The organism is Marivita sp., assembly GCF_051251565.1.
Lineage (GTDB): Bacteria > Pseudomonadota > Alphaproteobacteria > Rhodobacterales > Rhodobacteraceae > Marivita.
The window spans coordinates 14,358-40,575 of sequence record NZ_JBPOFB010000021.1 but is presented as its reverse complement, the minus strand read 5'-3'; the positions used below and the strand labels follow the sequence as shown (position 1 = coordinate 40,575).

Genomic DNA, 26,218 nt, shown 5'->3' with positions numbered 1-26,218 from the left:
TCTCGACCAGATCACCAGTGCGGGCGTCAGATGTGGTCGGTGCGCAGCTCGTCGTGAACATCTCGACCAGATCACCAGTGCGGGCGTCAGATGTGGTCGGTGCGCAGCTCGTCGTGAACATCTCGACCAGATCACCAAGGCGCGCGTCAGATGTGGTCGGTGCGCAGCTTGTGGTGAAAAGCGCCGTTGCATCACCCCCGTGAATATCGGCTTCGGTGGCGATATTGCGCTGATTTGCAACGAGGTTTGCGATAGCCTGGAATTTACGAACTGCAGTCATGGTGCCCTCCTGTGGCTTGGTTGATGAGGGAAGCTTGGCACGTATAAATTGAAAATGAGAAGACTGAATATCGCTAAAGATGTATATCTGAAACTTATCCACATGAAGATTCACCCATAGGTTGTTCGCCTTGCAACGCTCCTCGAGTTATCAACAGACATGAAAAATCTGGGGATAACTTTTGCCGCCGGAGTGCAGAGCCGCTCATCCGCGTCAAACCTTCCCAATTCCTGAGATTTTGGTGCCAGACGGACAGTCGGTCGATTCGTCACGATCACCGCTTGTATGGTCTGCCCCTTCTTGAAATAGATAGGGCAATCCGGGAGATTGCAGATGAAAATTGCCACGTTCAACATCAACGGCATCAAAGCCCGCCTGCCCGCTCTCACGGATTGGCTGCGCGACAGCGCGCCGGATGTGGCGCTGTTGCAAGAGATCAAATCCATAGACGAGGCGTTCCCCCGCGAGCCGCTTGAGGATCTTGGTTACAGAGTTGAGACACATGGCCAAAAAGGCTTCAACGGTGTGGCAATTTTGTCCAAGCTGCCGCTCGAGGATGTCACGCGGGGTCTTCCCGGCGATGACAGTGACGAACAGGCCCGCTGGATCGAAGCGACCGTAATTGGAGAGACGCAGGCAGTGCGGGTATGCGGGCTTTACCTTCCGAACGGAAACCCGGTCCCTGGCCCCAAATATGACTACAAGCTGGATTGGATGAAACGGTTGCACGCAAGAGCGCATGATCTGCTTGCTGCTGAAATGCCCGCGCTTATGGCGGGCGACTATAACATCATTCCGCAAATCGAAGACGCGGCCCGCCCAGAGCTTTGGACTGAAGACGCCCTGTTCCGGCCTGAATCGCGCGCCGCTTTCCGCCGTATCCTGAACCTTGGCTTTACCGAGGCGTTTCGCGCGGGCACCCAAGGGGGCGGGCATTATTCATTCTGGGATTATCAGGCGGGCGCATGGGAGAAAAACAATGGCATCCGCATTGATCATTTTCTGCTGACACCGTCCTGCGCCGACCTTTTGAGCAACTGCTGGATCGAAAGCGCCGTGCGCGGTCGGGAAAAACCGTCGGATCACGTTCCGGTCTGGGTGACATTGGCCGCGTAACCGGAGACCCCGTCTTGCGAAATTCACGACTCCGACATACATCTTTTTTTAATGCACAATCACGGAGAGCTGCCCAATGGCCATGCAAGCGCAGGAAATCGAAGACCTGATCCGCGCGGGATTTCCTAATGCCAAGATCACGATCACCGATCTTGCCGGCGACGGAAACCACTATGCCGCCGAAGTGATCGACGCAAGTTTCAAGGGCATGAATCGTGTGCAACAGCAACGCGCCGTTTATGCCGCCCTCAAAGGCAAGATGGACGGATCGCATGGTGAGCTGCACGCGCTTGCACTGACCACAAAGGCCCCGGACTGATGCGGGCGCATCTGCTCAATATCCTGATGATCCTGTTGATCGGACCGTTTGCGTATTTCGTCTGGAAATCGCCGGTGTCCGCAGGGTTGCCATCTGAAGGCGCACCATGATCGCCTTTCTGTCGAACACCTGGCCAATGTTTGCCGCCATTGGCCTTGTCACCCTTATAACTGTTGGCGCAACAATGCCGTATATCCGCAAGGACCGGAAACGCCGCGAAGAGATGGAGAAAGACAATGTCTGACGCAAAGAAAAAGATTGAAGAAACCGTCAAAGCCAATGACGTGGTGCTTTATATGAAAGGCACCAAATCCATGCCGCAATGCGGGTTTTCCAGCAAGGTAGCAGGCGTTTTGAATTATATGGGCGTAGAGTATGCCGATGTGAATGTGCTGGCCGACGAAGACATCCGTCAGGGCATCAAGGAATATTCCGACTGGCCGACCATTCCGCAGCTTTACGTCAAAGGCGAATTTGTCGGCGGCTGCGATATCATCACAGAGATGACCCTGTCCGGGGAACTGGATCAGTTGCTTGAAGAAACCGGCGTGACCTTTGACAAAGACGCGGCCGAGAAAATCCGCGAGGCCAACGCTTAAGCCATATCCGGCTTGGTGATACAAAAACGGCGCCCACTGTGGCGCCGTTTTTCGTTTTCCGGCTGGGTGCGAAAGTCCCTTAGCCGGCCTTTTCCTCGACATCGCGGGCCAACGCTTCGGCGCGGGCGGCGATTTCCTGAAGCGATTCCGTAACATCTGTTGGCACCACGGGCACTTCGATCCGTTCCGGCGTGGGCGGCGGTGCTTCTTTCAGCGCCCGCAATTCCGACAGATAGCCAGCAGCCCGGTCTTCGGTTTCGCGCAGCTTGTCTTCGAGACCCGCCGTCTTGTCGGCCAGCATTAAACCCGCCATCAAGAGCATCCGCGCCTCGGGAATACGCCCCACCTGCTGCGCCAGCACTTGCGCCTCTGTGTCGAGCATCTTGGCTGCGGAATGCAGATATTGTTCTTCGCCGGTCTGACAGGCCACATCAAAGGTCCGACCCCCGATGGTGATTTCGACTTCAGGCATCAGTTCGCCTCCTCAGTTTGTACTGCGGCCTCGATCAACGGGGTCAAGGAGGCAAGGATCGCCTTGGTTTCTGCGGCCTCCAAAGCGCGGGCTGCGCGCAGGCTTTCAAGCTCGGCCAGCATCGCCTTGTTGATCAGATGCGGTTCGCCGACGTTTTCCGCAAGCGCTATGCGCATTTCCTCATTGGTGGCGCGGAGCATCTCGTTGGATTGGCGCAAGCGCTGCATTTCCAAGTCGAGCGCAGCCACATCCACGTTCGGGGCGGGCACAACAGCAGCCTTGGCCGCCTCAAGCTCTTGCCGGTGGGTCTCGTGCAGTTTGCGCACACGTTCTTCAAGCTGGGCATTTGCCAGCTTTTCTTCATCCAGCGCCTCATTGAGGCGTGCCACCTCTTCGGGGTCGATGCCTGGTTGTGGCGCTGGTTGAGAAGACGCTTGCGCTGCACGCTCTTGCATCTGGGCCACGCCCTGCGCCACGCGGTCCAGCGCAGCGGTGATGCGGTGTTGTAACTCGTTAATTTGGGTCATTTGCCTGATCCCCGATTGTTGTACGCTCGACCTTTACCTCAGGCCGTTAGACGCAATTTTCTGTGCTGTCGAAACGAATCGCTCCGTTCTCTTAATGTGAAAGTTTAACAATCCACGTCCAAAAATGCGCCCCCTTATGCACATCCGCAAGATGGGTGCGGCTTGATCTCTGCCGTGACACTGGTATGAGCGCCGTAAATGACCCCTTTGCCCCCATTACAAGGACAAGATGGCCCGTGGATATCGAGACCCTCAAAGCCCAGAACCCTGACCATTGGAACAAGGCAGCAGCGATCCGTGCGCTGACGCTGGATGCCGTCGCAGCCGCGAATTCCGGACATTCGGGCATGCCCATCGGCATGGCCGATGTGGCCACTGTCCTTTATGAAAAGCACCTGAAGTTTGATGCCACCCGTCCTGATTGGCACGACCGCGATCGGTTTATCCTGTCAGCAGGCCACGGATCGATGTTGCTCTATGCGCTCCTTTACCTTGTGGGCGATGCCGAGATCACGCTCGATGAGGTCAAGAATTTCCGTCAATGGGGCGCGAAAACCGCTGGCCATCCCGAGAATTTCCTTGCGCAAGCCATTGAAACCACGACCGGGCCGTTGGGTCAGGGCATCGCCAATTCAGTCGGCTTTGCCATGGCCGAAGAAGCACTGCGCGCCCGGTTTGGCAAAAAGCTGGTCGATCACCACACCTATGTCATCGCCGGCGACGGATGCTTGATGGAAGGCATCAGCCACGAGGCGATCGGTATCGCCGGACGTCAGGAACTGTCCAAGCTTGTCGTGTTCTGGGACAACAACAACATCACCATCGACGGCACGGTTGACCTGTCGGATCGCACCGATCAGGTCGCGCGGTTCACCGCTGCGGGCTGGCATGTGCAGAGCATTGACGGCCACAACCCCGCCGAGATCGACGCGGCCATCGTGGCCGCAAAGGCAGACAGCCGTCCGTCAATGATCGCGTGCAAGACGCATATCGCCTTGGGCCACGCCGCGCAGGATACGTCCAAGGGCCACGGCGCGTTGACCAATGCGGATCAGAACGCGGCGGCGAAAGCCATTTGGGGGTGGACATCGGGCCCGTTCGACGTGCCTTCCGAGATCAAATCGGCTTGGGAGGCAATCGGCGCACGCGGCGCAACCGAGCGTGCCGCGTGGGAAACCCGTCTGGCAGAAATGTCGGCAGCGCGTCAGGTCGAGTATGCCCGCACCATGGCAGGCGACGCACCCAAGAAGCTGTCCTCGACCATCAAAGCCCTGAAAAAGCAGATCAGCGAAACCGCACCCAAAGTGGCCACGCGCAAAAGCTCTGAGATGGTGCTGGAAGTTGTGAACCCAATCCTGCCGGAAACCATTGGCGGCTCGGCCGATCTGACCGGATCGAACAACACCAAAACCGGCGATCTGGGCGTCTTTGACGTAGACAACCGCAAGGGTCGTTACGTCTACTGGGGTATCCGCGAACACGGAATGGCGTCAGCCATGAACGGGATGGCGTTGCATGGCGGTATCCGCCCCTATGGCGGCACGTTCATGTGTTTCACAGACTATGCCCGCCCCGCGATGCGCCTGTCCGCGCTGATGCAGGTGCCAACGGTTTATGTGATGACCCACGATTCCATCGGTCTGGGCGAGGATGGCCCGACGCACCAGCCTGTCGAGCATCTGGCGATCAGCCGGGCCACGCCAAACACGCTGGTGTTCCGCCCCGCCGATACGGTTGAGACGGCCGAGGCCTGGGAGATTGCGTTTACCCAAACCAAAACACCTTCGGTTCTGTCACTGACGCGGCAAAACCTGCCCACGGTGCGGACCGAGCACAAAACAAAGAACCTTACGGCACAAGGGGCTTATGTGCTGGCGGATGCAGACGGCAAACGTCAGGCGATCCTGATGGCCACCGGGTCCGAGGTCGAGATTGCGATGGCGGCGCGCGACATCCTTCAGGCCGAAGGGATCGGTACGCGGGTTGTGTCGATGCCCTGCTGGGAGCTTTTCGAGGAACAGGACGAGGCGTACCGCAAGCGCGTTCTTCCGGGTGGCCCGGTTCGGGTTGCTGTTGAGGCGGGCATTCGCTTTGGCTGGGATCGTTGGTTGTTCGGCGAACGCGGCAAGCGCGAAAAGTCGGGCTTTGTCGGAATGCACGGGTTTGGTGCGTCTGCTCCGGCTGAGGTGCTGTACGAAAAGTTCGGCATTACGGCAGAGGGTGTGGCGCAAAAGGTTCGTGATCTGGTCGCAGGCCGCTGGCAGGCTGATCCGCGCGTGTAAACACACCGGCGGCTTCGCTGATTTGCGGAGCCGCCCGGTTGTCATGCAGTGATGCAGTGATGCAGTGCATGAACGGGTTTGAGTTCCCGCCAATCAAAACCGCGCAGTCCCGTGCCGTTCGTCACACGCCTGTATGTGCACGGGCCACGCCCGTTGCGACAGCTTGGGCGGATCACGCTCGACCAACAAGCGAACCGGATCGCGGTTGCAGAAAACCACAAACTGATCGCCGTTTTCGACCAGGGTAAACCCGCGCCGGTGCACTTCGCGGATAAACGCGTCACGGCCTGCATACCGTTCGACATCCCGCGCCGCGCGGTAGATCACCCCACCCCGGCCAACTGCCTTGGCCGAGAACACAGTGCGGAGCCAATTTTCCGCTTCAAGATAAGTTGGTATCGCCATGACACAGGCGTACCGCAGCAATGGTAAAAACCTGATTAATGCGGATCAGAGGCTCTTGGGCATGATCGCCGCCCAGACGGGCCCGACAATCCTGACCCCGACAGGGATCAGGATCAGCCCCCAGATCAAGCCCAGAACAAAATCAATCCCGGCGGTGATGCCCCATTCGGCAAAGCCCTGCCCGCCGCCAAAGGCCACAGCCAGATGATGGATGCTGTTCTCGGGTCCCGGCCAGCCCATCTGCGCAAGAGAATGCACGATGATCGATCCGCCAACCCACAACATCGCCGCTGTTCCGATCACGGTCAGCGACGTGAGCAGCCACGGCATGAACCTGACGATCCCGCGTCCGAACGCGCGGGTCAGACTCAACCGGCCCACGCGGCTCAGCCACAGCCCCACATCGTCCATTTTCACGATCACTGCCACGGCCCCGTAAACCGCCAGCGTGACCATCACCCCGACCAATGCAAGCGTTGCGCCCTGCATCCAGATATTGTCGCTGTCGATCACCGACAGTGCGATTGTCATGATCTCGGCCGACAGGATAAAATCGGTCTTGATCGCGCCTTTGACCTTTTCTTCCTCAAGATGCAGTGGATCTTCCACGCTGTGACTGCCATCCGGCCCACCAGGCCCCGTGCTGTGTATCCCAAACACATGCGCGATCTTTTCGGCCCCCTCAAAGCACAGGTAACTGCCGCCAAGGATCAACAAGGGCGGGATCAACCACGGTGCAAAGCTCGACATCAGCAAGGCGGCGGGCAACAGGAACACCAACTTGTTGATCAGAGATCCGCGGGCAATGCGCCAGATGATCGGCAATTCGCGCGCGGGCGCAAAGCCATGCAGGTATTTCGGGGTCACCGCCGCATCGTCAATCAGCACCCCTGCCGTTTTTGATCCAGCTTTGACCGCCGCTGCACCAATATCGTCGACAGAGGCCGCTGCCACTTTGGCTATCGCCGCCACGTCATCAAGAAGGGCCAACAATCCACTCATACCAACGCTCCACTGTCTGCTTGCCGCACACATACCCTTTGAGGTCACAAATCGCCAGCAGCAGGGATTTCGAAGCTGTCATATCAGCGCTGCTTGAGCGCAAGACACCTCGGCCATCAAAGTGATTCCCCTGGCAAGGATCAAACCCGATATCTTCTTGCGCGACAGACCCAGTCGCTGGGTCATCCTTTCACAAACGGAAACGCCGCCCGCATGTTACCGCAAACCGTTGACAGTCGTTAGCGCAATCATGCGCCGCAATGACACCTTTACCGCTAACATGCTGTGAAACAACGTGTTTTTCCTTTGTGATTTCGGCATGCACCCGTATACCGCGTTCATCTCACCGCCCATCGCACCGCAAGGAGACATATCCATGACCGTCACGCTCGGTATCAACGGTTTCGGTCGGATTGGCCGCTGCACCCTCGCCCACATCGCGGAAAGCGCGCGCAATGATGTGCAGGTGGTCAAGATCAATGCCACCGGCCCGATCGAGACCAACGCCCACTTGCTGCGCTATGACAGCGTGCACGGGCGCTTTGGGGGCGACGTCAAAGTGCGCGGCAACACGATGGATCTCGGACGCGGCCCGATGGAGGTGTTTTCGACCTATAACCCACAAGAGTTGGATTGGTCCGGGTGCGACGTTGTTCTGGAATGCACAGGTAAATTTAATGATGGCGACAAAGCGGGCGTGCACATGGAACGCGGCGCGGGTGCGGTGCTGATCTCTGCACCAGCCAAGAACGTGCAAAAGACCATCGTCTACGGCGTCAACCATCGGTCCTTGGTCACAGGCGACACGATGATATCGAACGGGTCTTGCACAACCAATTGTCTGGCCCCGCTGGCCAAGGTGCTTGACGAGGCGCTTGGCATCGAAAGCGGCATCATGACCACGATCCATTCTTACACCGGCGATCAACCGACATTGGACCGGCGGCACGACGATCTGTACCGGGCGCGCGCGGCGGCAATGGCGATGATCCCAACCTCGACGGGTGCCGCCGCCGCCTTGGGCGAAGTGCTGCCAAACCTCAAGGGCAAGCTGGATGGCTCTGCCGTGCGCGTGCCCACACCCAACGTGTCTGCCGTGGACCTGACCTTTTACGCCGGCAAAGACGTGACGGTCGCGGATGTGAACGAGGTGGTCCGCGAGGCCGCTGCAACCCATATGGGCACTGTTCTGGCCTATGACCCCGAGCCCAAGGTTTCCATTGATTTCAACCACACCACGCAATCGTCGATCTTTGCGCCGGACCAGACCAAAGTTGTCGGCAAGCGGCTGGTGCGCGTGTTGGCATGGTACGACAACGAATGGGGGTTCTCGGCGCGGATGGCCGATGTGGCAGGCGCGATGGGACGGTTGCTGCACTGATCGTATCCTTCACAGAGTGCACGCAATTCAACGGGTCGTCCTAATCGGGCGGCCCGTTTGTCGGTCCGCTCTGCCCCGATGTCCTGCACCCACCCTGACAATGACATGTCAGATCTGTCGCCAAAGGCTCTGAATGCGGCGGTGCAGCATCAGACGCGATGCAACAGCTGCTTAGGGTGAACGCAGTCGCACAAGACACATTTCGTCGGAGCTGCACTATGAACACCGTGTTTTCTGGCATCTGGGCCCTGCTTGTCGGAATCGTCTTTATCATGCTTGGCAATGGCATGCATTTCACGCTGATTGGCGTGCGCGGTGGGATTGAAGGCTTTTCCGCCACAGAACTGGCCATCGTGGCGTCGGGTTATTTTCTTGGCTTCATGTCCGGCGCGCGCAAGACACCTGACCTGATCCGCCGCGTCGGACATGTGCGGGTCTTTGCGGCACTTGGCAGCTTCATGTCCGCAGCCCTTATCGCATTCCCACTGTTCACCGACCCGATTGCCTGGACGCTGTTGCGCGTCTTGGTCGGGTTCTGCATGTCGGGGATCTATGTGACAGCAGAAAGCTGGCTCAACGCGTCTGCGACCAATGAAACGCGCGGCAAGGTTCTCTCGGCCTATATGATCGCGCAGACGCTTGGCCTGATTGGAGCGCAAGGCCTGATGACCCTGGGCGATGCGGCGACATCGGTTCTTTTCATCTGCGCGTCGATCCTTGTGTCGATCTCGTTTGGACCGATCCTGCTATCCGTTACCCCCACCCCGGCAACCGAAGTGACACGCTCTATGCCGTTGCGCACCCTGTTCCGCGCGGCCCCGCTTGGTACGGCGGGTATGTTTCTGCTGGGCACCGTCTATGCCACACAGGCCGGGATGGGTGCCGTATACGGCACACAGGTTGGAATGACCCCGGATCAGATTGCCCTGTTCATTGCCATGCTGTTTGGCGGCGCGCTCTTGCTGCAATACCCGATGGGATGGCTGTCGGACCGCATGGATCGGCGCAAGTTGATCCTCGGATGTGCCATACTCGGAGCCAGCTTTTGCGCCGCCGGGGCGCTGAGCGCACAAGCCATGTGGCAGCTTATGGCCGTGGCATTTTTGACCGGCGGTGTGACAACCCCGCTTTACGCACTGCTGTTGGCCTATACAAATGACGCGCTAGACCCCGAGGAAATGCCCGCCGCGTCTGGTGGTCTGGTGTTGATCTTTGGCATCGGGGCCATTCTTGGCCCGTTGGTGGCCGGCGCCGCGATGGAGCGTTTGGGCCCGTCCGCCTTTTGGATGGTGCTCAGCGCGACGTTCACTGCGGTCGCGCTTTATTCGGCCTACCGCATGACCCAGCGCCCACCGATTGCTGCGGCAGACACGGACAGCTATCTTGGCGTTCTGCCCACCGCATCCGCCGTGGTTGTCGAAGCGGCCGGCGCATGGGCTGCAGAGCAAGCCGAGATCGACCGGGACACCAACACATGATGCACGCCCGTCCCGCCAATCACAGCAAAACGTGACAAGCGCGAACCGCTCTGGCATGGTGCGCGCAGAGCAGAGGACAGGCACGAGATGACCAATTCAATTGCAATCGGTTTGGGACTTCTGATCCTGGGCGGGATCGGAATTGATGCGTTTCTGACCGGCGGTGACGGACTCTTGTTCCTTGCGGCCAAGGGGATCGATTTGGTCGAATGGATCGCTTTTTGGCGATGACACTGCTGCGCCACCTTGCTTGACAGCTTGGCGCGGTTCTGTTTGTTAGCGATAACAATTCCAGGCGCCATAGCCTGTCAGAACCGATGAGGATTTATTATGAGCACCAAAGTCGCCATTAACGGATTTGGCCGCATTGGCCGCAACATACTGCGCGCGATCATCGAATCCGGTCGCACCGACATCGACGTCATTGCCATCAATGATCTTGGTCCTGTTGAGACCAACGCGCATTTGTTGCAATATGACAGCGTGCATGGCCGCTTCCCGGTTGAGGTCAAAACCTCTGAAGACACGATTGATGTGGGTCGTGGGCCGATCAAAGTCACAGCGATGCGCAACCCCGCAGACCTGCCATGGTCGGATGTGGACGTGGTTCTGGAATGCACCGGCATTTTCACCAGCAAAGAAGCCTGTCAGGCGCATTTGGAAAACGGTGCGAGCCGGGTTTTGATTTCGGCTCCTGGCAAGGACGCGGACAAGACCATCGTGTACGGCGTCAACCATGACAGCCTGACCAAAGACGATCTGATCGTGTCAAACGCGTCCTGCACCACGAACTGCCTTTCTCCGGTGGCCTATGTGCTGAACAATGCCATCGGGATCGAGCGTGGTTTCATGACCACGATCCACAGCTATACCGGCGACCAACCGACGCTCGACACGATGCACAAGGATCTCTACCGCGCGCGGGCTGCCGCCCTGAGCATGATCCCCACCTCGACCGGGGCCGCGAAAGCGGTTGGTCTTGTGCTGCCGGAACTGAACGGCAAGCTGGACGGTGTGGCGATCCGGGTGCCAACGCCGAACGTGTCGGTTGTGGACCTGACCTTCACCGCCTCGCGCAACACAACGGTTGAGGAAATCAACGACGCGATCCGCACAGCCGCCAATGGCCCGCTCAAAGGCGTGCTGGGCTACACGGACAAGCCGCTGGTGTCGTCGGATTTCAACCACGATCCGCATTCGTCTATCTTTCACACAGACCAGACCAAAGTGATGGACGGCCACATGGTCCGTATCCTGAGCTGGTATGACAACGAATGGGGCTTCTCCAACCGCATGGCCGATACCGCCGTGGCTATGGGCAAGCTCATCTAGGCAGATCACGGGCGCGCGAGCGGAGTTCATTCGCCCGCGCCCCGCCTTTGTGTCACCCTCTGTAAAAAGCCCGAGGGACATATGACACGCAAAACCACCAAAGCCCGCAAGTCGAAACACGCCGCCCCTTCCCCGGCGCCAAAGCTGTCGCGCCGCGATATGATGGGGCGGTTAGCGATATATGGCATCGGCGCTGTGGCCGTTGCAGGCGGCGGCACGGCATTTGCGCTGGATTTCTCAAAAAAGCTGACCGAAGCGGACCTGACCGTCGTCGGCAACGGCACGTCGACCATCGTGCAAATCCACGATCCCAACTGTGGTCTGTGCCAGTCCCTGCAAAAGGAAACACGCGCCGCATTCAAACTTTGCGATGACACCGCGTTTCAATACCGTGTGGCGAACATCACCTCGGTAGACGGCGCAGCATTCCAATCCCGACTTGGCCTACCACACGTAACACTGGTGTTCTTCGACGGACAAGGCCAGCACATCCACACCCTGCAAGGCGTAACACCCGCCGCAGAGATCAAGGCCCAGATCACTCGCGTTTTTGCGTGAAAACTTGAGGCACTATCCGGGTGAGTAACGGCACCGCGGGCGCAGCTAACGGTCGCAATTCGAGTGCAACCGGCAAAGGACACGCCAAACCGGCGCACATGCGCCACGCCCGATCTCGCCACGGGAGGGCATGGCGCATCGTCGTCTCGGTCTGTATTGGACTCAATTTGAGCACCCCCACAGCCGCAAGGCGACACCACGCGCACCTTATAAGCCAAATCCCCAAACATCCCCCGACACTTGCAAAAACTGCAAGGCGGCTTTTCCATCATGTGCATTGTGCTGCGGCGCAGCATTCCTATGTTGAAACCTGTAGCTGGTAGCGCAAACAGCGTTGCGGCACAGGACCATAGAGCAAGGAAAGGACTGACCATGGCCCATCTTATGTCTTCCCTGCGTGACCGTCTTGAAAAGCGGGCCGCGTATAACCGCACAGTTCGGGAAATCCGGTCGATGCCACTTGATGTGGCGCTGGATCTGAACATCTATCAGGGCGATGCAGAAAAAATCGCAGCCCAGGCCGTCTACGGCTGTTAATCGTCACCAAGTGTGACAACCGAAAACACAGCCGCGCATCCCTGCGCGGCTTTTGTCATTTTGAGACGTGAAATTTTCTGTCGAGTTCCCGCAGCACTGGCGCTGTGACGAATTTGCTCACGTCGCCCCCAAGCCGCGAGATTTCCTTGACCAGCTTTGACGCAATCGCCTGATGCCGCGCCTCGGCCATGAGGAACACCGTCTCAACGCTGTCATCCAGAACGCGGTTCATGCCAACCATCTGGAATTCGTACTCAAAATCCGCCACCGCGCGCAGACCGCGCACGATGATCGTGGCATTCACATCATGCGCACAGTTGATCAACAGGTTCTCGAACGGATGCACGACGATCTCTATTCCAGTCTGTTCGGACAATGACACACATTCTGCCTCGATCATCGCCACGCGTTCTTCCAGGTCGAACAATGGCCCCTTATCGCGGTTGATCGCCACACCGATGACAAGCCGATCCACCAGCGCGGCGGCGCGGCGGATGATGTCGATATGGCCCAATGTGATCGGGTCGAATGTCCCAGGATAAAGACCGATGCGCATGGGCCGTATCTCCGCAATGTCGTCAAGTTGCCCCTGTCTGGCATCAAAAGCGCGGGAAGTTCAAGTAGATGACTGGTGCGGCATCAATGCCCCATGATCATCCCTTCCAGGGCATTCTTCTCCATCGCCAGTTCTGTCAGGCGCGCCTTTACCACGTCGCCAATGGTGATGAGGCCGATCAGCTTGCCGTCTTCGACCACCGGCATGTGGCGGAACCGACCTTCGGTCATTTGCGCAAGGATATCGTCGGCCTTGTCGCTGCGTTGGCAGGTGACAAGCTTGCGGGTCATGTAGTCATCCACCGGGTTCATGAGACAGGTCGCTCCGCGCGCTGCCAGTTCCCGCACGATGTCGCGTTCCGACAAAATCCCCAAGGCGGTGATCCCGTCTTCCGACACCACCACGGTCCCAATCCGCTTTTCCGACAGGATTTTTGCAGCTTCGGACACCAGAGTTCCGGGCGGAACCGTGACAACCGAGTCGTTGGCTTTGCTTTTCAGAATCTTTTGAACCGTCATGACGAGACCTCCCATAGCGACGTCGATGTCCCAGCGTCGGCACAGGCGCGTGATCTGTCAAGTGTTTCGAACCAGTGCCTCAAGACGACCCACTTCGGCGCGCACCGCATTGACAAGTGCAGTGGCAAAGCGGCTGATGCGATCAAGGCGGCGGTCTTCAGCATGGCGCACGAGGTAGAAGCTGCGGGTAAAGGACAACGCGCCGGTCAGCACCCGTTCCAGCCCCGGCGCAAAGGGTAGCGCGAAATCATGCGCAATTCCGATGCCGCCATGTTGCCGCAGCAGGTGCAGTTGCACCGACGCCGAATTTGACGCCAACGCAACCCGGTCAAGTTTGAGATCGCTGAGGTAGTCCAGTTCCTTGTCAAAAATCATATCCGGGATGTAGCCCACGATCCGATGCGCATGCAGATCGTCAATGCTGTGGATCGGGGGACGTGTGGACAGGTAGGTCCGGCTGGCCGCAAGGTGCAGTTTGTAGTCGGTGATCCGTTGATAGGACAGCCGCGATGCGGTGGGCGGGCTTACCGTGATCGCCATATCCGCCTCGCGCCGCGACAGGTTCACCACACGTGGCAATGCAACGATTTGCAGGTCTAGATCGGGATTGGCCTTGGACAGATCCGCGAACACCCGAGGCAACACGAAATTGGCGCAGCCATCCGGCGCACCAATGCGGATCTGGCCCGACAGGGTGTCCGCATCCCCAGACAATACCACGCCTGCGCCCTGCACCGCCTGTTCGGCGCGTTCCGCATGATCGACAAGCCGCGTGCCCGCATCCGTGAGCGCATAGCCCTGGGGGCTTTTGACAAACAGCGCCTGCCCCATCCGGTCTTCCAGCCGCGCCACGCGGCGCCCCACCGTGGCCGGATCCATCCGCAACGTTTTGCCCGCACTCGACAATGTGGTGCCGCGCGCAACGGACAGGAAAATCCGCAGGTCGTCCCAGTTTTGCATCACCCTATCCTTGCATTTTTGCAAAACGCTTTTGAGACATTGCCCCTTTGATCCGCATTTTTGCAAGACTAGACTACGCGCAATCACCCAGAGGAGGATTCCATGCAAGAGCTGACCCATTACCTTGGCGGCGCGCACGTCAAAGGCACATCCGGGCGTTTTGCCGATGTCTACAACCCCGCCACCGGCGAAGTGCAGGCCAAGGTGCCATTGGCATCCAACGACGAAGTGGCCAAGGCGGTCGAGATTGCCGCCGCTGCCCAACCCGCTTGGGCCGCCACCAACCCGCAGCGCCGCGCGCGTGTCATGATGGCCTTTGTCGGCCTTCTGAACCGCGATATGGACAAGCTGGCCGAAGCGCTGAGCCGCGAGCATGGCAAAACCATCCCCGACGCCAAAGGCGACGTACAGCGCGGACTTGAAGTGGTGGAATACTGCATCGGCGCGCCGGAACTGCTCAAGGGCGACTACACCGACAGCGCGGGACCGGGCATCGACATGTATTCGATGAAACAGCCGCTTGGTGTCAGCGCTGGCATCACGCCCTTCAACTTTCCTGCGATGATCCCGATGTGGATGTTCGCGCCCGCCATCGCGTGTGGCAACGCCTTTATCCTCAAACCGTCTGAACGGGATCCTTCGGTGCCATTGATGCTGGCCGAATTGCTGGAAGAAGCCGGTCTGCCAAAGGGTATCATCCAGGTCGTCAATGGCGACAAGGAAGCGGTGGATGCGCTGCTGGATCACCCGGTGGTGCAGTCGATCGGCTTTGTCGGCTCAACCCCGATTGCGGAATACATCTACGGTAAAGGCTGTTCCAACGGCAAGCGCGTACAGTGTTTCGGTGGTGCCAAGAACCACATGATCATCATGCCCGACGCCGACATGGATCAGGCCGCAGACGCACTGATCGGTGCGGGCTACGGGGCCGCTGGCGAACGCTGCATGGCGATTTCCGTCGCGGTTCCTGTTGGGGAAGATACCGCTGACCGTCTGATCGAAGCCCTCGTGCCTCGGATCGAAAAGCTCAAAGTTGGCCCCTACACGGCTGGCGATGATGTCGATTACGGACCTGTCGTGACGGCAGCCGCCAAGCAGAACATTCTGGGTCTTATCCAGTCGGGTATCGATCAAGGCGCGGAACTCGTTGTCGATGGCCGCAACTTCAATCTGCAAGGCTACGAAGATGGTTTCTTTGTTGGCCCACACCTGTTTGACCGTGTCACACCAGATATGGATATCTACAAGAAAGAGATCTTTGGCCCTGTCCTGAGCACCGTGCGCGCAGGATCGTATGAAGAGGCCATCAAACTGGCGATGGACCATGAATACGGCAATGGCACCGCAATCTTTACCCGTGACGGTGACGCGGCGCGCGATTTTGCCAACCGGATTAACATCGGCATGGTGGGCATCAACGTGCCCATCCCGGTTCCGCTGGCCTATCACACCTTTGGCGGCTGGAAAAAATCGGTCTTTGGCGACCTCAACCAGCATGGCCCAGACGCGTTCAAGTTCTACACACGCACCAAGACGATCACGTCGCGCTGGCCCTCGGGCATCAAGGAGGGCGGCGAATTCAACTTCAAAGCGATGGACTGAGGTCAGCCAACACACTCAAGATCGGGGCCGCCAAAGTGCGGCCCCTTTGCATTTTGCCGACACCCGCGCCATTCTGGGAGCGGACAACGCGAGGCGCGCAATGCAGGAACCGGATTTCACCATCGGCATCGAGGAAGAGTACCTGCTGGTCGATCTCGACAGTATGGCGCTGGCGCAAGCACCTGACGGGTTGATGGAGGCCTGCGCCGCCGAGTTGGACAGCCAGGTCAGCCCTGAGTTTCTGCAATGCCAGATCGAGATCGGCACCAAGGTCTGTGCCGATATCAACGCCGCGCGCGACGATCTCAAACGCCTGCGCAGCACGGTGGCGCGCTGTGCCAAGGCACATAACCTTGCGCCGATTGCCGCGTCGTGCCACCCGTTCGGCGATTGGAAGACCCAGCACCACACAAACAAGGATCGCTACAACGACCTCCAAACAGCGCTGGGGGGCGTGGTGCGGCGGATGCTCATCTGCGGGATGCATGTGCATGTGGGATTGAATGACGATGCCCTGCGGGCCGATCTGATGGGACAAATGGCGTATTTCCTGCCGCATCTTCTGGCGATGTCCACGTCCTCGCCGTTTTGGCAGGGCGAAGATACCGGGCTTGCGTCTTACCGGATTTCGGTGTTCGACAACCTGCCCCGCACCGGGTTGCCACCCACCTTTGACAATTGGTCGGAATACGAACGGTCTGTGCAGGTGTTGATCGATCTGGGCGTGATCGAGGACAGTTCAAAAATCTGGTGGGATCTGCGCCCGTCTGCCCGGTTTCCCACGTTGGAAACCCGGATCATGGATGTTCAGCCCCGGCTGGAAGACACTCTGACGCTTGCCGCACTCAACCAATGCCTCTTGCGCATGCTCTGGCGTCTGCGGGTGCGCAACCAGCGCTGGCGCCGCTATGATCCTTTCCTGATTGGCGAAAACCGCTGGCGCGCACAACGCTACGGGGTCAGCGACGGTCTGATTGATTTCGGCCGGGGCGAGATCGTCCCGATGGCGGAACTCAATGAGGAACTGATCGCGTTGCTGGAACAGGACGCCGGTATCCTGCGTTGCCTGACCGAGCTTGAACACAGCCGCGACATCGTCGCACAGGGCAATGCCAGCACGCGCCAACGCGCTGTTGTGGCCGAGGCCAAAGCGGCAGGCAAAGACGCGGATGCCCAGATGCAGGCCGTGGTCAGCCATTTGGTCGAGGCGTTCCATGACGGGCTTTGACCCCTTGCAAAACTCCTGAAACAGTTGGAAATTAAACAAGCGTTCAATTCACGCATCCAGGGGAGGAGCGGCGCGATGGATTTTGCCCTTTCGGACGAACAGACTGCCATTTTCGACATGGCCTATGCCTTTGGTCAGGAACACATTGCGCCCCATGCGCGCGCATGGGAGGCGCAGGGCACCATTCCCAAAGATCTCTGGCCGCGTTTGGGCGCATTGGGCTTTGCAGGGCTTTATGTCTCTGAGGACAGTGGCGGATCGGGGCTCAGCCGTCTGGACGCAACGCTTGTGTTCGAGGCGCTGTCGATGGCCTGCCCGTCGGTGGCGGCGTTCCTGTCGATCCACAATATGTGCGCCAAGATGATCGACGCCTACGGGTCGGACGAGATGAAAGCACGCGTGCTGCCACATGCCCTGACGATGGAAACCGTGCTGAGCTATTGTCTGACCGAACCCGGTAGCGGGTCCGACGCTGCCGCTTTGAAAACCCGCGCAGAACGGACAAACGCAGGCTACACGCTCAACGGCACAAAGGCGTTTATCTCGGGCGGGGGCTATTCAGACGCCTATATCACCATGGTCCGCACTGGCGAAGACGGCCCCAAAGGCGTGTCGGCGGTGTTGGTCGAAGATGGTACCGAGGGCCTCAGCTTTGGTGGGTTGGAGGATAAAATGGGCTGGCGGTCACAGCCCACCCGCCAGGTGCAATTCGACGCGTGCAAGATCCCCGCAGGAAACCTTTTGGGGGATGAAGGACGCGGCTTTGCCTATGCAATGGCCGGTCTGGACGGTGGACGGCTCAATATCGCGGCCTGTTCCTTGGGGGCGGCTCAAGCCGGGCTGACCGCGACGCTGGCCTATATGCGCGAGCGCAAAGCCTTCGGCAAATCCATTGACCAGTTCCAGGCCTTGCAGTTCCGCCTTGCCGATATGGAGATCGAGATGCAGGCCGCCCGCGTTTTCCTGCGGCAGGCGGCATGGAAGTTGGACACAGGCGCACCGGACGCCGGCACTTTCTGTGCAATGGCCAAGAAATTCGTCACCGAAGCGGGCAGCAGCACGGTCGATCACTGCCTGCAACTGCATGGAGGGTATGGTTACCTTGCCGATTACGGGATCGAAAAGCTGGTCCGCGATCTGCGCGTGCACCAGATCCTTGAAGGCACCAACGAAATCATGCGCCTGATCGTGGCGCGGCAGATGCTGGCGTCCTGATCTTCTCTGGTTCCAAAATATCCCGGGGGGCGCGGCACGCGCGGGGGCAGCGCCCCCTCCCCGCTGACCACAAGGCACAGACCCATGACTGACATTCACATCCGCAAAGACGGCCATGCCGGACGCATCACGCTCAACCGTCCCAAGGCGCTCAATGCGCTGACCTACGAGATGTGTCTGGCGATTGAAGACGCGCTCTGGACATGGCGGGTGGACCCGACCGTCACGGTGATCCTGATTGATGCAGAGGGCGACAAAGCTTTTTGTGCGGGAGGTGATATTGCCGAAATGTATGCCACCGGCACTGCCGGCGATTACACCTATGGCCAGCGCTTTTGGCGCGATGAATACCGCATGAACGCGCTGATTGCCGAATATCCCAAACCGGTCATCAGCTTCTTGCAGGGGTTCACCATGGGCGGAGGCGTGGGCGTTGGGTGTCATGGATCACACCGCGTGGTGGGCGATAGCAGCCTCATTGCCATGCCAGAATGCGGGATCGGGCTGATCCCCGATGTCGGTGGATCATACCTTCTGGCCAACGCTCCGGGGCGCTTGGGAGACTACCTTGGCCTCACCGCCGATCGTATGGGTCCGGGCGATGCGATCTATGCCGGGTTTGCGGATTTGTACCTGCCAGAAGACCTTTGGCCCACCGTCAAAGCCAAGATCTGTGCCGATGGGAATGTGGCCGCCCTGACCCGTGCCGCACAGTCTGCGCCCGCGTCACCTCTTGCCGCAAGACAGCCAGAGATCGACGCGCTGTTTGCCGGGCAGTCCCTGAACGCGATCACATCAACGCTCCGTGCCAGCACAGACGCATTTGCGGCGGACACCCTGGCACGCCTGTCGCGCAACGCGCCTTTGGCAATGGCCTGCGCGGTCGAGATCCTCCACCGGCTGCGCCACGAGAACCTGACCATCCGCGATGCCTTTGACCTTGAATACCGATTTACCTCGCGCGCGATGGAGCGTGGCGATTTCATCGAAGGCATTCGGGCGGCGATCATCGACAAAGACAAATCCCCCCGCTGGATTCATGACTTGGACAGGGTGCCCGCCGACGCGATCGACGCGATGCTGCGTCCAGTGACTGGCCACACACTGACATTCGAACGAAAGGCGTAAAACATGAAAATCGGATTTATCGGTCTGGGCAATATGGGCGCGCCGATGGCGGCCAATCTGGCGCGCGCGGGTCACAAGGTGAGTGGCTTTGACATGGCGACCGTCACGGTGAACGGCGTGTCGAACGCGCGCAGCGCGGCTGAGGCGGCAACGGGCGCGGATGTGGTGATCACCATGCTGCCCAACGGCGATATCCTGCGCGCCGTGGCCGCCGAAATCATCCCCGCCATATCGCAAGGCGCGGTCCTGCTGGATTGCTCGACCGTGGATGTCGACAGCGCGCGCTCCGTGGCGCAAGATGCGGAAGCGGCGGGGCTTTTGCCGCTTGATGCGCCGGTGTCCGGCGGGATTGGCGGCGCCTCTGCCGGGACGCTGACCTTCATGGTGGGCGGCTCTGTCGAGGCCTATCAGATCGCCCTATCGCTGTTTGAGATAATGGGGCAAAAATCGGTCCATTGTGGCACATCCGGGAACGGTCAGGCCGCGAAGATCTGCAACAACATGATCCTGGGCGTGACGATGATTGCCACCTGCGAAGCCTTTGCTTTGGCAGATAAACTCGGGCTGGACCGGCAAGCAATGTTCGACGTGGTCAGCACCTCTTCGGGGTATAGCTGGTCGATGAACGCCTATTGCCCGGCCCCCGGCATTGGTCCGAAAAGCCCGGCTGATAACGGCTATACCCCGGGTTTTGCAGCAGAATTGATGCTCAAGGACCTGCGACTGAGCCAACAGGCCGCCGAAGCGTCGAATGCCGACACCCCACTGGGTCAGGCCGCAACCGAGCTTTACCGAGCCTTTGTCGAAGACGAGGACGGCAAAGGGCGCGATTTTTCGGCTATGTTGCCCCGGTTTGAAGGCAAGAGGCGGTCCTGATCGCCAGCCCACCCGCCACAATTGATGCAGCACGCAGGACAAAGCCGAAAAAAGAACCTTAAAGTTAACGAATTTGCCACAAACATTCGCCGCCTTGGGCAGGCAAAACCATAAGCAACTGGTGTTTCATGGTAAGGCGGCACGGTTATGCCCATTGCTCAGGCTCTGACGATCAACACAGGCGCCACGGCGCTGCAAATGGCGACCAACATTTTTGGCGCGGGCATCACCGTCAACAGCGCGTCCTATACCGGCGCGGCCGTAGCATCCGGCATCTACACAAACGGCGATACGATCTCGCCCGAGCTGACTCCGGGCAACACCGGGGTTATCCTATCCACCGGCACTGCAACCGGGGTCACCAATAACTCCGGGACGCTGAACACCAACACAACGGGCGGGCGGTCTACCTCGCACGGCACTGCCGGTGACAGTGATTTCACCGCGATTTCCGGCAACCAACCCACATTTGATGCGGCATTTCTGGAAATCACCTTCACGCCGAACGGGAATCTTCTCACTCTCGACTTTGTCATCAGTTCCGAGGAATACCCCGAATATATTAACTCTCAATTCCTTGATGTTGTCGGGATCTGGGTCAACGGGGTCCAGGCCACCGTGACAGTGGGCAACGGCAACGTGTCCGTCGGCAATATCAACGGCTCGACCGCGGCCAACCTTTACAACGACAACATGTCCGACCAGTTCAACACTGAAATGGACGGGTTTACCGTCACGCTCAGTGTTGCGGCGCCGGTCACGGCAGGTGTTCCAAACACCATCAAAATCGGTGTGGCTGACGTGTCGGACAACGCGTTCGACACCAATCTGCTGATCGCAGGCGGATCGGCCCAAGCATCGCTGGTCGCGGTTGACGACAGCACGAATGTGGGCCTCAACAGCTCCAAGATCATTGATGTCACGGCCAATGACGTCACAACCGGCGGCACGCTGACTGTCACCCATATCAACGGCATAGCCGTCGTCGTGGGCAGCACAGTCACGCTCACCTCTGGTCAGGTTGTAACTCTGAACGCCGACGGCACCTTGACCGTTCTGTCAGATGGCGATGTTGAGACCGCGTATTTCAACTACACCGTCTCGAACGGGCTGGGCCAACAAGACACTGCCATCGTGCAGGTGAACCAGCTTCCTTGTTTCGTGGCAGGCACCCTGATCGATACGCCGGACGGCCCCAAACCAGTGGATTCCTTGCGTGAAGGCGATTTGGTGACCACGCTGGATGACGGCCCCCAACCGATCCGGTGGGCTGGCAGCAAAACGGTTGTGGCCACGGACAGGTTTTCCCCCGTCTGCATATCCGCAGGCAGCTATGGCGCAACCGAGGACGTGATGCTTTCCCCACAGCACCGGGTCCTGGTCCGTGACATTTGGGCAGAATTGTTGTTCGGAGAGTCCGAAGTGTTTGTCAAAGCCAAGGATCTGGTGAACGGGAAAACCGTCCGACATGTCATGCGCGGCGAACAGGTGACCTACGTGCACCTGCTGTTTGACCGTCACCAGATCCTCGAAAGCTCTGGCTTGGCATCGGAAAGCTATTTGCCCGGACCGATGATGTCCGCCTGTTTTGATCAAGACGCACATGAGGAAATTTTGACGCTTTTCCCTGAGCTTGCCGATATTTCCTCAGGTGGATGGGATGCGGCAAGACCCATTCTGAAATCGCATGAAGCACGGGCTTTGCAGGCCCGTGCCCTATAGTGGGTTTACTCGGCGGCGATCTTCTTCTTGGCCTCCAGCATCGGCTTGAGGTAGCGCCCTGTATGGGACGCCTCAACAGCCGCCACCTGTTCCGGTGTGCCGGTCGCCACGATCTGACCGCCTCCATCGCCACCTTCGGGGCCGATATCGATCAGCCAGTCAGCGGTCTTGATCACATCCAGATTGTGTTCAATCACGATGACCGAATTGCCCTGCTCCACAAGTTCGTGCAACACTTCAAGAAGCTTGCGTACATCCTCAAAATGTAAGCCAGTTGTTGGCTCATCGAGAATATAAAGCGTCCGCCCGGTTGAGCGTTTGGCCAGCTCTTTCGACAGCTTCACGCGCTGTGCTTCGCCGCCCGACAGGGTCGTCGCCTGCTGGCCAACCTTGATGTACCCAAGCCCGACGCGCATCAGCGCATCCATCTTTTCACGGATGCTTGGCACCGCCTTGAAGAACTCTTGTGCATCCTCAACCGTCATATCAAGAACGTCGGCTATGCTCTTGCCTTTGAACCTTATTTCCAACGTTTCGCGGTTATATCGCGCGCCCTTGCAGGTCTCGCAAGTGACGTAGACATCCGGCAGGAAGTGCATCTCGATCTTGATCACCCCATCGCCCTGACAGGCCTCACAGCGCCCCCCCTTGACGTTAAAGCTGAACCGCCCCGGCTTGTAGCCGCGCGCCTTGGCTTCGGGCAGACCGGCAAACCAGTCACGGATCGGGGTGAAGGCACCGGTATATGTGGCCGGGTTCGACCGCGGCGTGCGACCTATGGGACGCTGATCAATGTCTATCACCTTGTCCAGATGCTCCAGCCCTTTGATCGTCTCGCAAGGCGCAGGCGTCTGCCGCGCGCCGTTCAGGCGCATGGAGGCCGTTTTGAACAGCGTTTCAATTGTCAGCGTTGACTTGCCGCCGCCAGACACGCCGGTGACGCAGACAAATTTGCCCAGTGGAAATTCTGCGGTAACATTCTGCAAATTGTTGCCAGTCGCCTTCACCACCTTGATCGACTTGCCTTTTTTGCCCGTTCGCCGCTCTGTCGGGACCGCGATTTCGCGCGCGCCACTCAGGTATTGTCCGGTCAGGGACGCGGGATCGTCGGCAACCTCTTGCGGGGTGCCTTTCGACACCACCTGCCCGCCATGCACACCGGCCCCCGGACCGATGTCAAAGACGTAATCGGCCTCGCGGATCGCTTCTTCGTCATGTTCGACGACAATCACCGTATTGCCTTGATCACGCAAGGATTTCAGCGTTCCCAACAGGCGGTCATTGTCGCGCTGATGCAGGCCGATGGACGGCTCGTCCAAGACGTAAAGCACGCCCGTCAGCCCCGACCCGATCTGTGACGCAAGACGAATACGCTGGCTTTCGCCGCCCGAAAGCGTGCCCGCATTGCGCGACAGCGTCAGGTATTCCAGTCCAACATTGTTTAGAAAACCAAGCCGTTCGCGGATTTCCTTGAGGATCGCCTTGGCAATCTCGTTCTTCTGGTTGGTCAGGTGTTCGGGCACCGATGAGCACCAGTCAAACGCTTCCTTGATCGACATCTGAACCACTTGACCGACATGCACGCCCGCAATCTTGACCGCGAGCGCCTCTTCCCGCAGGCGGTAGCCGCCGCAGGTGCCGCAAGAGCGGTTGTTCTGGTAGCGTTCAAATTCTTCGCGGATCCAGTTGCTATCGGTTTCGCGGTAGCGGCGCTCCATGTTCGGGATCACGCCTTCAAAAGTGCGGCTGACCTGATAGACGCGACCACCTTCGTCATAGCGAAACGGGATTTCTTCGTCGCCAGATCCGTAGAGAAACACCTGCTGGATATGCGGATCAAGGTCTTTCCAGCGGGAACCCTTGTTGAACTCATAATGCTTGGCGATGGATTCAATGGTTTGCAGGAAATACGGGGATTTGCCCTTGCGCCACGGGGCAAGCGCACCATCGGCGATCTTGAGCGTGGCGTCGGGTACGACAAGGCGTTCGTCAAAGAACAGCTCTACCCCAAGGCCATCACACTCCGGGCACGCCCCAAACGGCGCATTGAACGAGAACAGGCGCGGTTCGATCTCAGGGATGGTGAAGCCACTGACAGGACAGGCGAATTTCTCGGAAAACGTATGGCGTTCCGGCTCTCCCTCGCCTTCGCTTGGCGCGGTTTCCATGATCGCGATGCCATCCGCCAGATCAAGCGCGGTGCGAAAACTGTCGGCCAGACGGGTCTCAAGCCCCTCTTTCACCACCAGACGGTCCACCACAACGTCGATGTCATGGCGGAATTTCTTGTCAAGCGTGGGTGGTTCGTCCAATTCGTAAAATTGACCATCGACCTTGACCCGCTGAAACCCTTGCTTGCGCAACTCAAGGAATTCCTTGCGGTATTCGCCCTTGCGGTCGCGCACGATGGGGGCCAGCAGGTAGGCGCGCGTGCCCTCCTCCATACCCATGACGCGGTCGACCATGTCCTGCACCTGCTGCGCCTCGATGGGCATGCCGGTGGCCGGGCTGTAGGGCGTGCCGACCCGTGCGAACAACAGGCGCATGTAGTCGTAAATCTCGGTCACGGTGCCAACGGTCGAGCGCGGGTTCTTGGACGTGGTTTTCTGTTCGATGGAAATCGCAGGGCTCAGGCCGGAAATGTGATCCACGTCCGGCTTTTGCATCATATCAAGAAACTGCCGCGCATAGGCGGACAGGGATTCAACATAGCGGCGCTGACCTTCGGCATAAACGGTGTCAAAGGCAAGCGACGACTTGCCAGAGCCCGACAGGCCAGTGATCACAACTAGCTGGTCACGCGGGATATCGACGTCGATATTCTTGAGATTGTGTTCGCGCGCGCCGCGCACTTCGATGTTCTTCAACTCGGCCATACTGCCCCCGGTGGTCATTGCTTTAACACATAGGGGACTGCCGAGGTTTCGCCAATCGAATTTTGAGAACAAAGTGGGAACGCGACGCATCGCGCTCAAAGACTATTCGAATAGTCTTAGCAAAGCGCCTTAGAAGGCGCTTTGCTTTGTACTTACCGATAAAGCAACGACGTGCCACCCGCGAAGACATGCACCTTGTCCGGGCTTGCGCCCAGCTTGACAGGCTTGCCGCGCAGATCGGCATGGATACCGGGCAGTTTGCCGATCACCGCTTCGGCCTCACCTTGCTTTTCGAAATACAGCAACGTCACTTCACCAAGAGCCTCGGTGATGTTGACCTTGCCCTCAAAGATATAATCGCCATCGGTTTCAAGGAAATCCTCGGGCCGCACGCCGACATTCACCTTCAGGCCCATATCCGCGTCGTTGGTCGGGTAGTGGGACACAGCCGTGCCGCCGCCGTCCATTTTTATCGTGGTCTGGCTGCCGGTGCCGACAATCTCGCCCGGTAGCAGGTTCATTGACGGAGAGCCGATGAACTGGGCCACGAATTCGCTGTTTGGCCGTTCGTACAGTTCCAAAGGCGCGCCGACCTGCGCGATGCCCTTATTCGCCAGCACCACGATGCGGGTGGCCAGGGTCATGGCTTCCACCTGATCGTGGGTCACATAGATCATGGTCGATTGTGGCATTTGTTCCTTGAGCTGGGCAATCTCGATCCGGGTCGCCACGCGCAACGCGGCGTCGAGGTTCGAGAGCGGTTCATCGAACAGGTACACCTTTGGATCACGCACAATCGACCGACCAATGGCCACACGCTGACGCTGGCCGCCGGAAAGCGCTTTGGGCAAACGGTCAAGATATTCGTCGAGTTGCAGCATCTTCGCGGCGCGGTTCACCGCTGCGTCAATGTCTGCCTGCGGTTTCTTGGCGATCTTGAGCGCGAACTGCATGTTTTCGCGCACGGTCATGTGCGGGTACAAAGCGTAGGATTGGAACACCATGGCAATACCGCGCATCGCGGGCGGCATGTCGTTGACCACCTCGCCATCAATTTCAAGCGTGCCGCCAGTGATCTTTTCCAGCCCCGCAATCATCCGCAAAAGCGTGGACTTGCCACAGCCAGAAGGCCCGACAAAGACGATCAGCTCTCCCTGCGTGATGTCGAGATTGATGTTGTTGAGCACGTTGACCGCACCGGCATAGGTCTTTTCGACATCTGTCAGCTTCAAATTGGCCATGGTTTGTC

Annotated in this window: 26 protein-coding genes and 1 pseudogene; 17 read left to right on the top strand and 10 right to left on the bottom strand. The window is 58.7% G+C overall.

The genetic code is table 11. From position 1 onward, the window contains the following. Positions 1-280 (bottom strand): annotated as a pseudogene (locus ACSHXH_RS17265) (hypothetical protein); the annotation flags it as partial. A 333-nt stretch (positions 281-613) separates the two neighbouring features. On the opposite strand from ACSHXH_RS17265, the gene xth reads away from it, so the two are divergent. The 4 genes from xth (at position 614) to grxD (ending at position 2,314) form a co-directional block, all read left to right on the top strand. Next, on the top strand, positions 614-1,396 hold the full coding sequence (gene xth / locus ACSHXH_RS17260; RefSeq protein ID WP_435673043.1) for an exodeoxyribonuclease III: 783 nt from the start codon (positions 614-616) through the stop codon (positions 1,394-1,396). A gap of 76 nt (positions 1,397-1,472) precedes the next feature. Continuing rightward, positions 1,473-1,715: a BolA/IbaG family iron-sulfur metabolism protein gene (locus tag ACSHXH_RS17255; protein ID WP_435673042.1), complete on the top strand. Its 243-nt coding sequence runs from the start codon at positions 1,473-1,475 to the stop codon at positions 1,713-1,715. Between the two features lie 106 nt (positions 1,716-1,821). Then, on the top strand, positions 1,822-1,959 hold the full coding sequence (locus ACSHXH_RS17250) for a hypothetical protein (protein ID WP_435673041.1): 138 nt from the start codon (positions 1,822-1,824) through the stop codon (positions 1,957-1,959). Further along, on the top strand, positions 1,952-2,314 hold the full coding sequence (grxD, locus tag ACSHXH_RS17245) for a Grx4 family monothiol glutaredoxin (protein ID WP_435673040.1): 363 nt from the start codon (positions 1,952-1,954) through the stop codon (positions 2,312-2,314). The genes ACSHXH_RS17250 and grxD overlap by 8 nt, the downstream gene beginning before the upstream one ends. A gap of 79 nt (positions 2,315-2,393) precedes the next feature. On the opposite strand, the gene ACSHXH_RS17240 is transcribed toward grxD, so the two are convergent. Both ACSHXH_RS17240 and ACSHXH_RS17235 read right to left on the bottom strand, forming a co-directional pair. After that, a complete protein-coding gene (locus tag ACSHXH_RS17240; protein WP_435673039.1) occupies positions 2,394-2,786 on the bottom strand; it encodes a cell division protein ZapA in 393 nt (130 codons plus the stop codon). Next, on the bottom strand, positions 2,786-3,313 hold the full coding sequence (locus tag ACSHXH_RS17235) for a hypothetical protein (RefSeq protein WP_435673038.1): 528 nt from the start codon (positions 3,311-3,313) through the stop codon (positions 2,786-2,788). Before ACSHXH_RS17235 ends, ACSHXH_RS17240 begins: the two co-directional genes overlap by 1 nt. A gap of 236 nt (positions 3,314-3,549) precedes the next feature. Between ACSHXH_RS17235 and tkt the strand changes: the two genes are divergently transcribed. Further along, the gene (gene tkt, locus ACSHXH_RS17230) at positions 3,550-5,595 is read left to right on the top strand and encodes a transketolase (protein WP_435673037.1); all 2,046 of its coding nucleotides are present in this window, start codon (positions 3,550-3,552) and stop codon (positions 5,593-5,595) included. 93 nt (positions 5,596-5,688) lie between these two features. Here tkt and ACSHXH_RS17225 read toward each other — a convergent pair whose 3' ends face one another. Further along, the gene (locus ACSHXH_RS17225) at positions 5,689-6,000 is read right to left on the bottom strand and encodes a hypothetical protein (RefSeq protein ID WP_435673036.1); all 312 of its coding nucleotides are present in this window, start codon (positions 5,998-6,000) and stop codon (positions 5,689-5,691) included. A gap of 45 nt (positions 6,001-6,045) precedes the next feature. Beyond that, positions 6,046-7,002 (bottom strand): DUF808 domain-containing protein, encoded by a 957-nt coding sequence (locus tag ACSHXH_RS17220; RefSeq protein ID WP_435673035.1) that lies wholly within the window; start codon positions 7,000-7,002, stop codon positions 6,046-6,048. Positions 7,003-7,378: 376 nt separating this feature from the next. Here ACSHXH_RS17220 and gap (ACSHXH_RS17215) point away from each other — a divergent pair, with 376 nt between their 5' ends. The 6 genes from gap (ACSHXH_RS17215) to ACSHXH_RS17190 all read left to right on the top strand — a co-directional run bounded on the left by gap (ACSHXH_RS17215) (position 7,379) and on the right by ACSHXH_RS17190 (position 12,288). Further along, entirely contained in the window at positions 7,379-8,383 is a 1,005-nt protein-coding gene (gap, locus tag ACSHXH_RS17215; protein WP_435673034.1) for a type I glyceraldehyde-3-phosphate dehydrogenase, read from the top strand. 218 nt (positions 8,384-8,601) lie between these two features. Next, positions 8,602-9,861, top strand: a complete 1,260-nt coding sequence (locus tag ACSHXH_RS17210; protein ID WP_435673033.1) for an MFS transporter — start codon at positions 8,602-8,604, stop codon at positions 9,859-9,861. A gap of 87 nt (positions 9,862-9,948) precedes the next feature. Beyond that, entirely contained in the window at positions 9,949-10,092 is a 144-nt protein-coding gene (locus ACSHXH_RS17205) for a glyceraldehyde-3-phosphate dehydrogenase (RefSeq protein WP_435673032.1), read from the top strand. Between the two features lie 99 nt (positions 10,093-10,191). Further along, a complete protein-coding gene (gap, locus tag ACSHXH_RS17200) occupies positions 10,192-11,193 on the top strand; it encodes a type I glyceraldehyde-3-phosphate dehydrogenase (RefSeq protein WP_435673031.1) in 1,002 nt (333 codons plus the stop codon). An 81-nt stretch (positions 11,194-11,274) separates the two neighbouring features. After that, positions 11,275-11,751 carry a hypothetical protein gene (locus ACSHXH_RS17195; protein ID WP_435673030.1) on the top strand — a complete coding sequence of 159 codons (477 nt, stop codon included), beginning with the start codon at positions 11,275-11,277 and terminating at the stop codon, positions 11,749-11,751. A 372-nt stretch (positions 11,752-12,123) separates the two neighbouring features. Beyond that, complete coding sequence (locus ACSHXH_RS17190; RefSeq protein WP_435673029.1) at positions 12,124-12,288, top strand: hypothetical protein; 165 nt, start codon at positions 12,124-12,126, stop codon at positions 12,286-12,288. 55 nt (positions 12,289-12,343) lie between these two features. Here ACSHXH_RS17190 and coaD read toward each other — a convergent pair whose 3' ends face one another. From coaD to ACSHXH_RS17175, 3 genes are all read right to left on the bottom strand, one after another. Then, positions 12,344-12,844 (bottom strand): pantetheine-phosphate adenylyltransferase, encoded by a 501-nt coding sequence (coaD, locus tag ACSHXH_RS17185; protein ID WP_435673028.1) that lies wholly within the window; start codon positions 12,842-12,844, stop codon positions 12,344-12,346. A gap of 83 nt (positions 12,845-12,927) precedes the next feature. Next, the gene (locus ACSHXH_RS17180; RefSeq protein WP_435673027.1) at positions 12,928-13,362 is read right to left on the bottom strand and encodes a CBS domain-containing protein; all 435 of its coding nucleotides are present in this window, start codon (positions 13,360-13,362) and stop codon (positions 12,928-12,930) included. 57 nt (positions 13,363-13,419) lie between these two features. Next, the gene (locus ACSHXH_RS17175) at positions 13,420-14,325 is read right to left on the bottom strand and encodes a LysR family transcriptional regulator (protein ID WP_435673026.1); all 906 of its coding nucleotides are present in this window, start codon (positions 14,323-14,325) and stop codon (positions 13,420-13,422) included. Positions 14,326-14,424: 99 nt separating this feature from the next. On the opposite strand from ACSHXH_RS17175, the gene ACSHXH_RS17170 reads away from it, so the two are divergent. The 6 genes from ACSHXH_RS17170 (at position 14,425) to ACSHXH_RS17145 (ending at position 22,093) form a co-directional block, all read left to right on the top strand. Continuing rightward, positions 14,425-15,924, top strand: a complete 1,500-nt coding sequence (locus ACSHXH_RS17170; protein WP_435673025.1) for a CoA-acylating methylmalonate-semialdehyde dehydrogenase — start codon at positions 14,425-14,427, stop codon at positions 15,922-15,924. A 100-nt stretch (positions 15,925-16,024) separates the two neighbouring features. Further along, on the top strand, positions 16,025-17,152 hold the full coding sequence (locus ACSHXH_RS17165) for a carboxylate-amine ligase (protein WP_435673045.1): 1,128 nt from the start codon (positions 16,025-16,027) through the stop codon (positions 17,150-17,152). 75 nt (positions 17,153-17,227) lie between these two features. Beyond that, complete coding sequence (locus ACSHXH_RS17160) at positions 17,228-18,367, top strand: acyl-CoA dehydrogenase family protein (protein WP_435673024.1); 1,140 nt, start codon at positions 17,228-17,230, stop codon at positions 18,365-18,367. Between the two features lie 84 nt (positions 18,368-18,451). Continuing rightward, complete coding sequence (locus tag ACSHXH_RS17155; protein WP_435673023.1) at positions 18,452-19,495, top strand: enoyl-CoA hydratase/isomerase family protein; 1,044 nt, start codon at positions 18,452-18,454, stop codon at positions 19,493-19,495. Positions 19,496-19,498: 3 nt separating this feature from the next. Beyond that, positions 19,499-20,371 (top strand): 3-hydroxyisobutyrate dehydrogenase, encoded by an 873-nt coding sequence (mmsB, locus tag ACSHXH_RS17150; protein WP_435673022.1) that lies wholly within the window; start codon positions 19,499-19,501, stop codon positions 20,369-20,371. A gap of 147 nt (positions 20,372-20,518) precedes the next feature. Further along, the gene (locus tag ACSHXH_RS17145; protein ID WP_435673021.1) at positions 20,519-22,093 is read left to right on the top strand and encodes a Hint domain-containing protein; all 1,575 of its coding nucleotides are present in this window, start codon (positions 20,519-20,521) and stop codon (positions 22,091-22,093) included. A gap of 5 nt (positions 22,094-22,098) precedes the next feature. Here the strand turns inward: ACSHXH_RS17145 and uvrA are convergent, their stop codons facing one another. Then, positions 22,099-24,969, bottom strand: coding sequence for an excinuclease ABC subunit UvrA (uvrA, locus tag ACSHXH_RS17140; protein WP_435673044.1), 2,871 nt, complete (start codon positions 24,967-24,969; stop codon positions 22,099-22,101). Between the two features lie 152 nt (positions 24,970-25,121). Then, complete coding sequence (locus ACSHXH_RS17135; protein ID WP_435673020.1) at positions 25,122-26,210, bottom strand: ABC transporter ATP-binding protein; 1,089 nt, start codon at positions 26,208-26,210, stop codon at positions 25,122-25,124. Between the last annotated feature and the right edge of the window lie 8 nt (positions 26,211-26,218).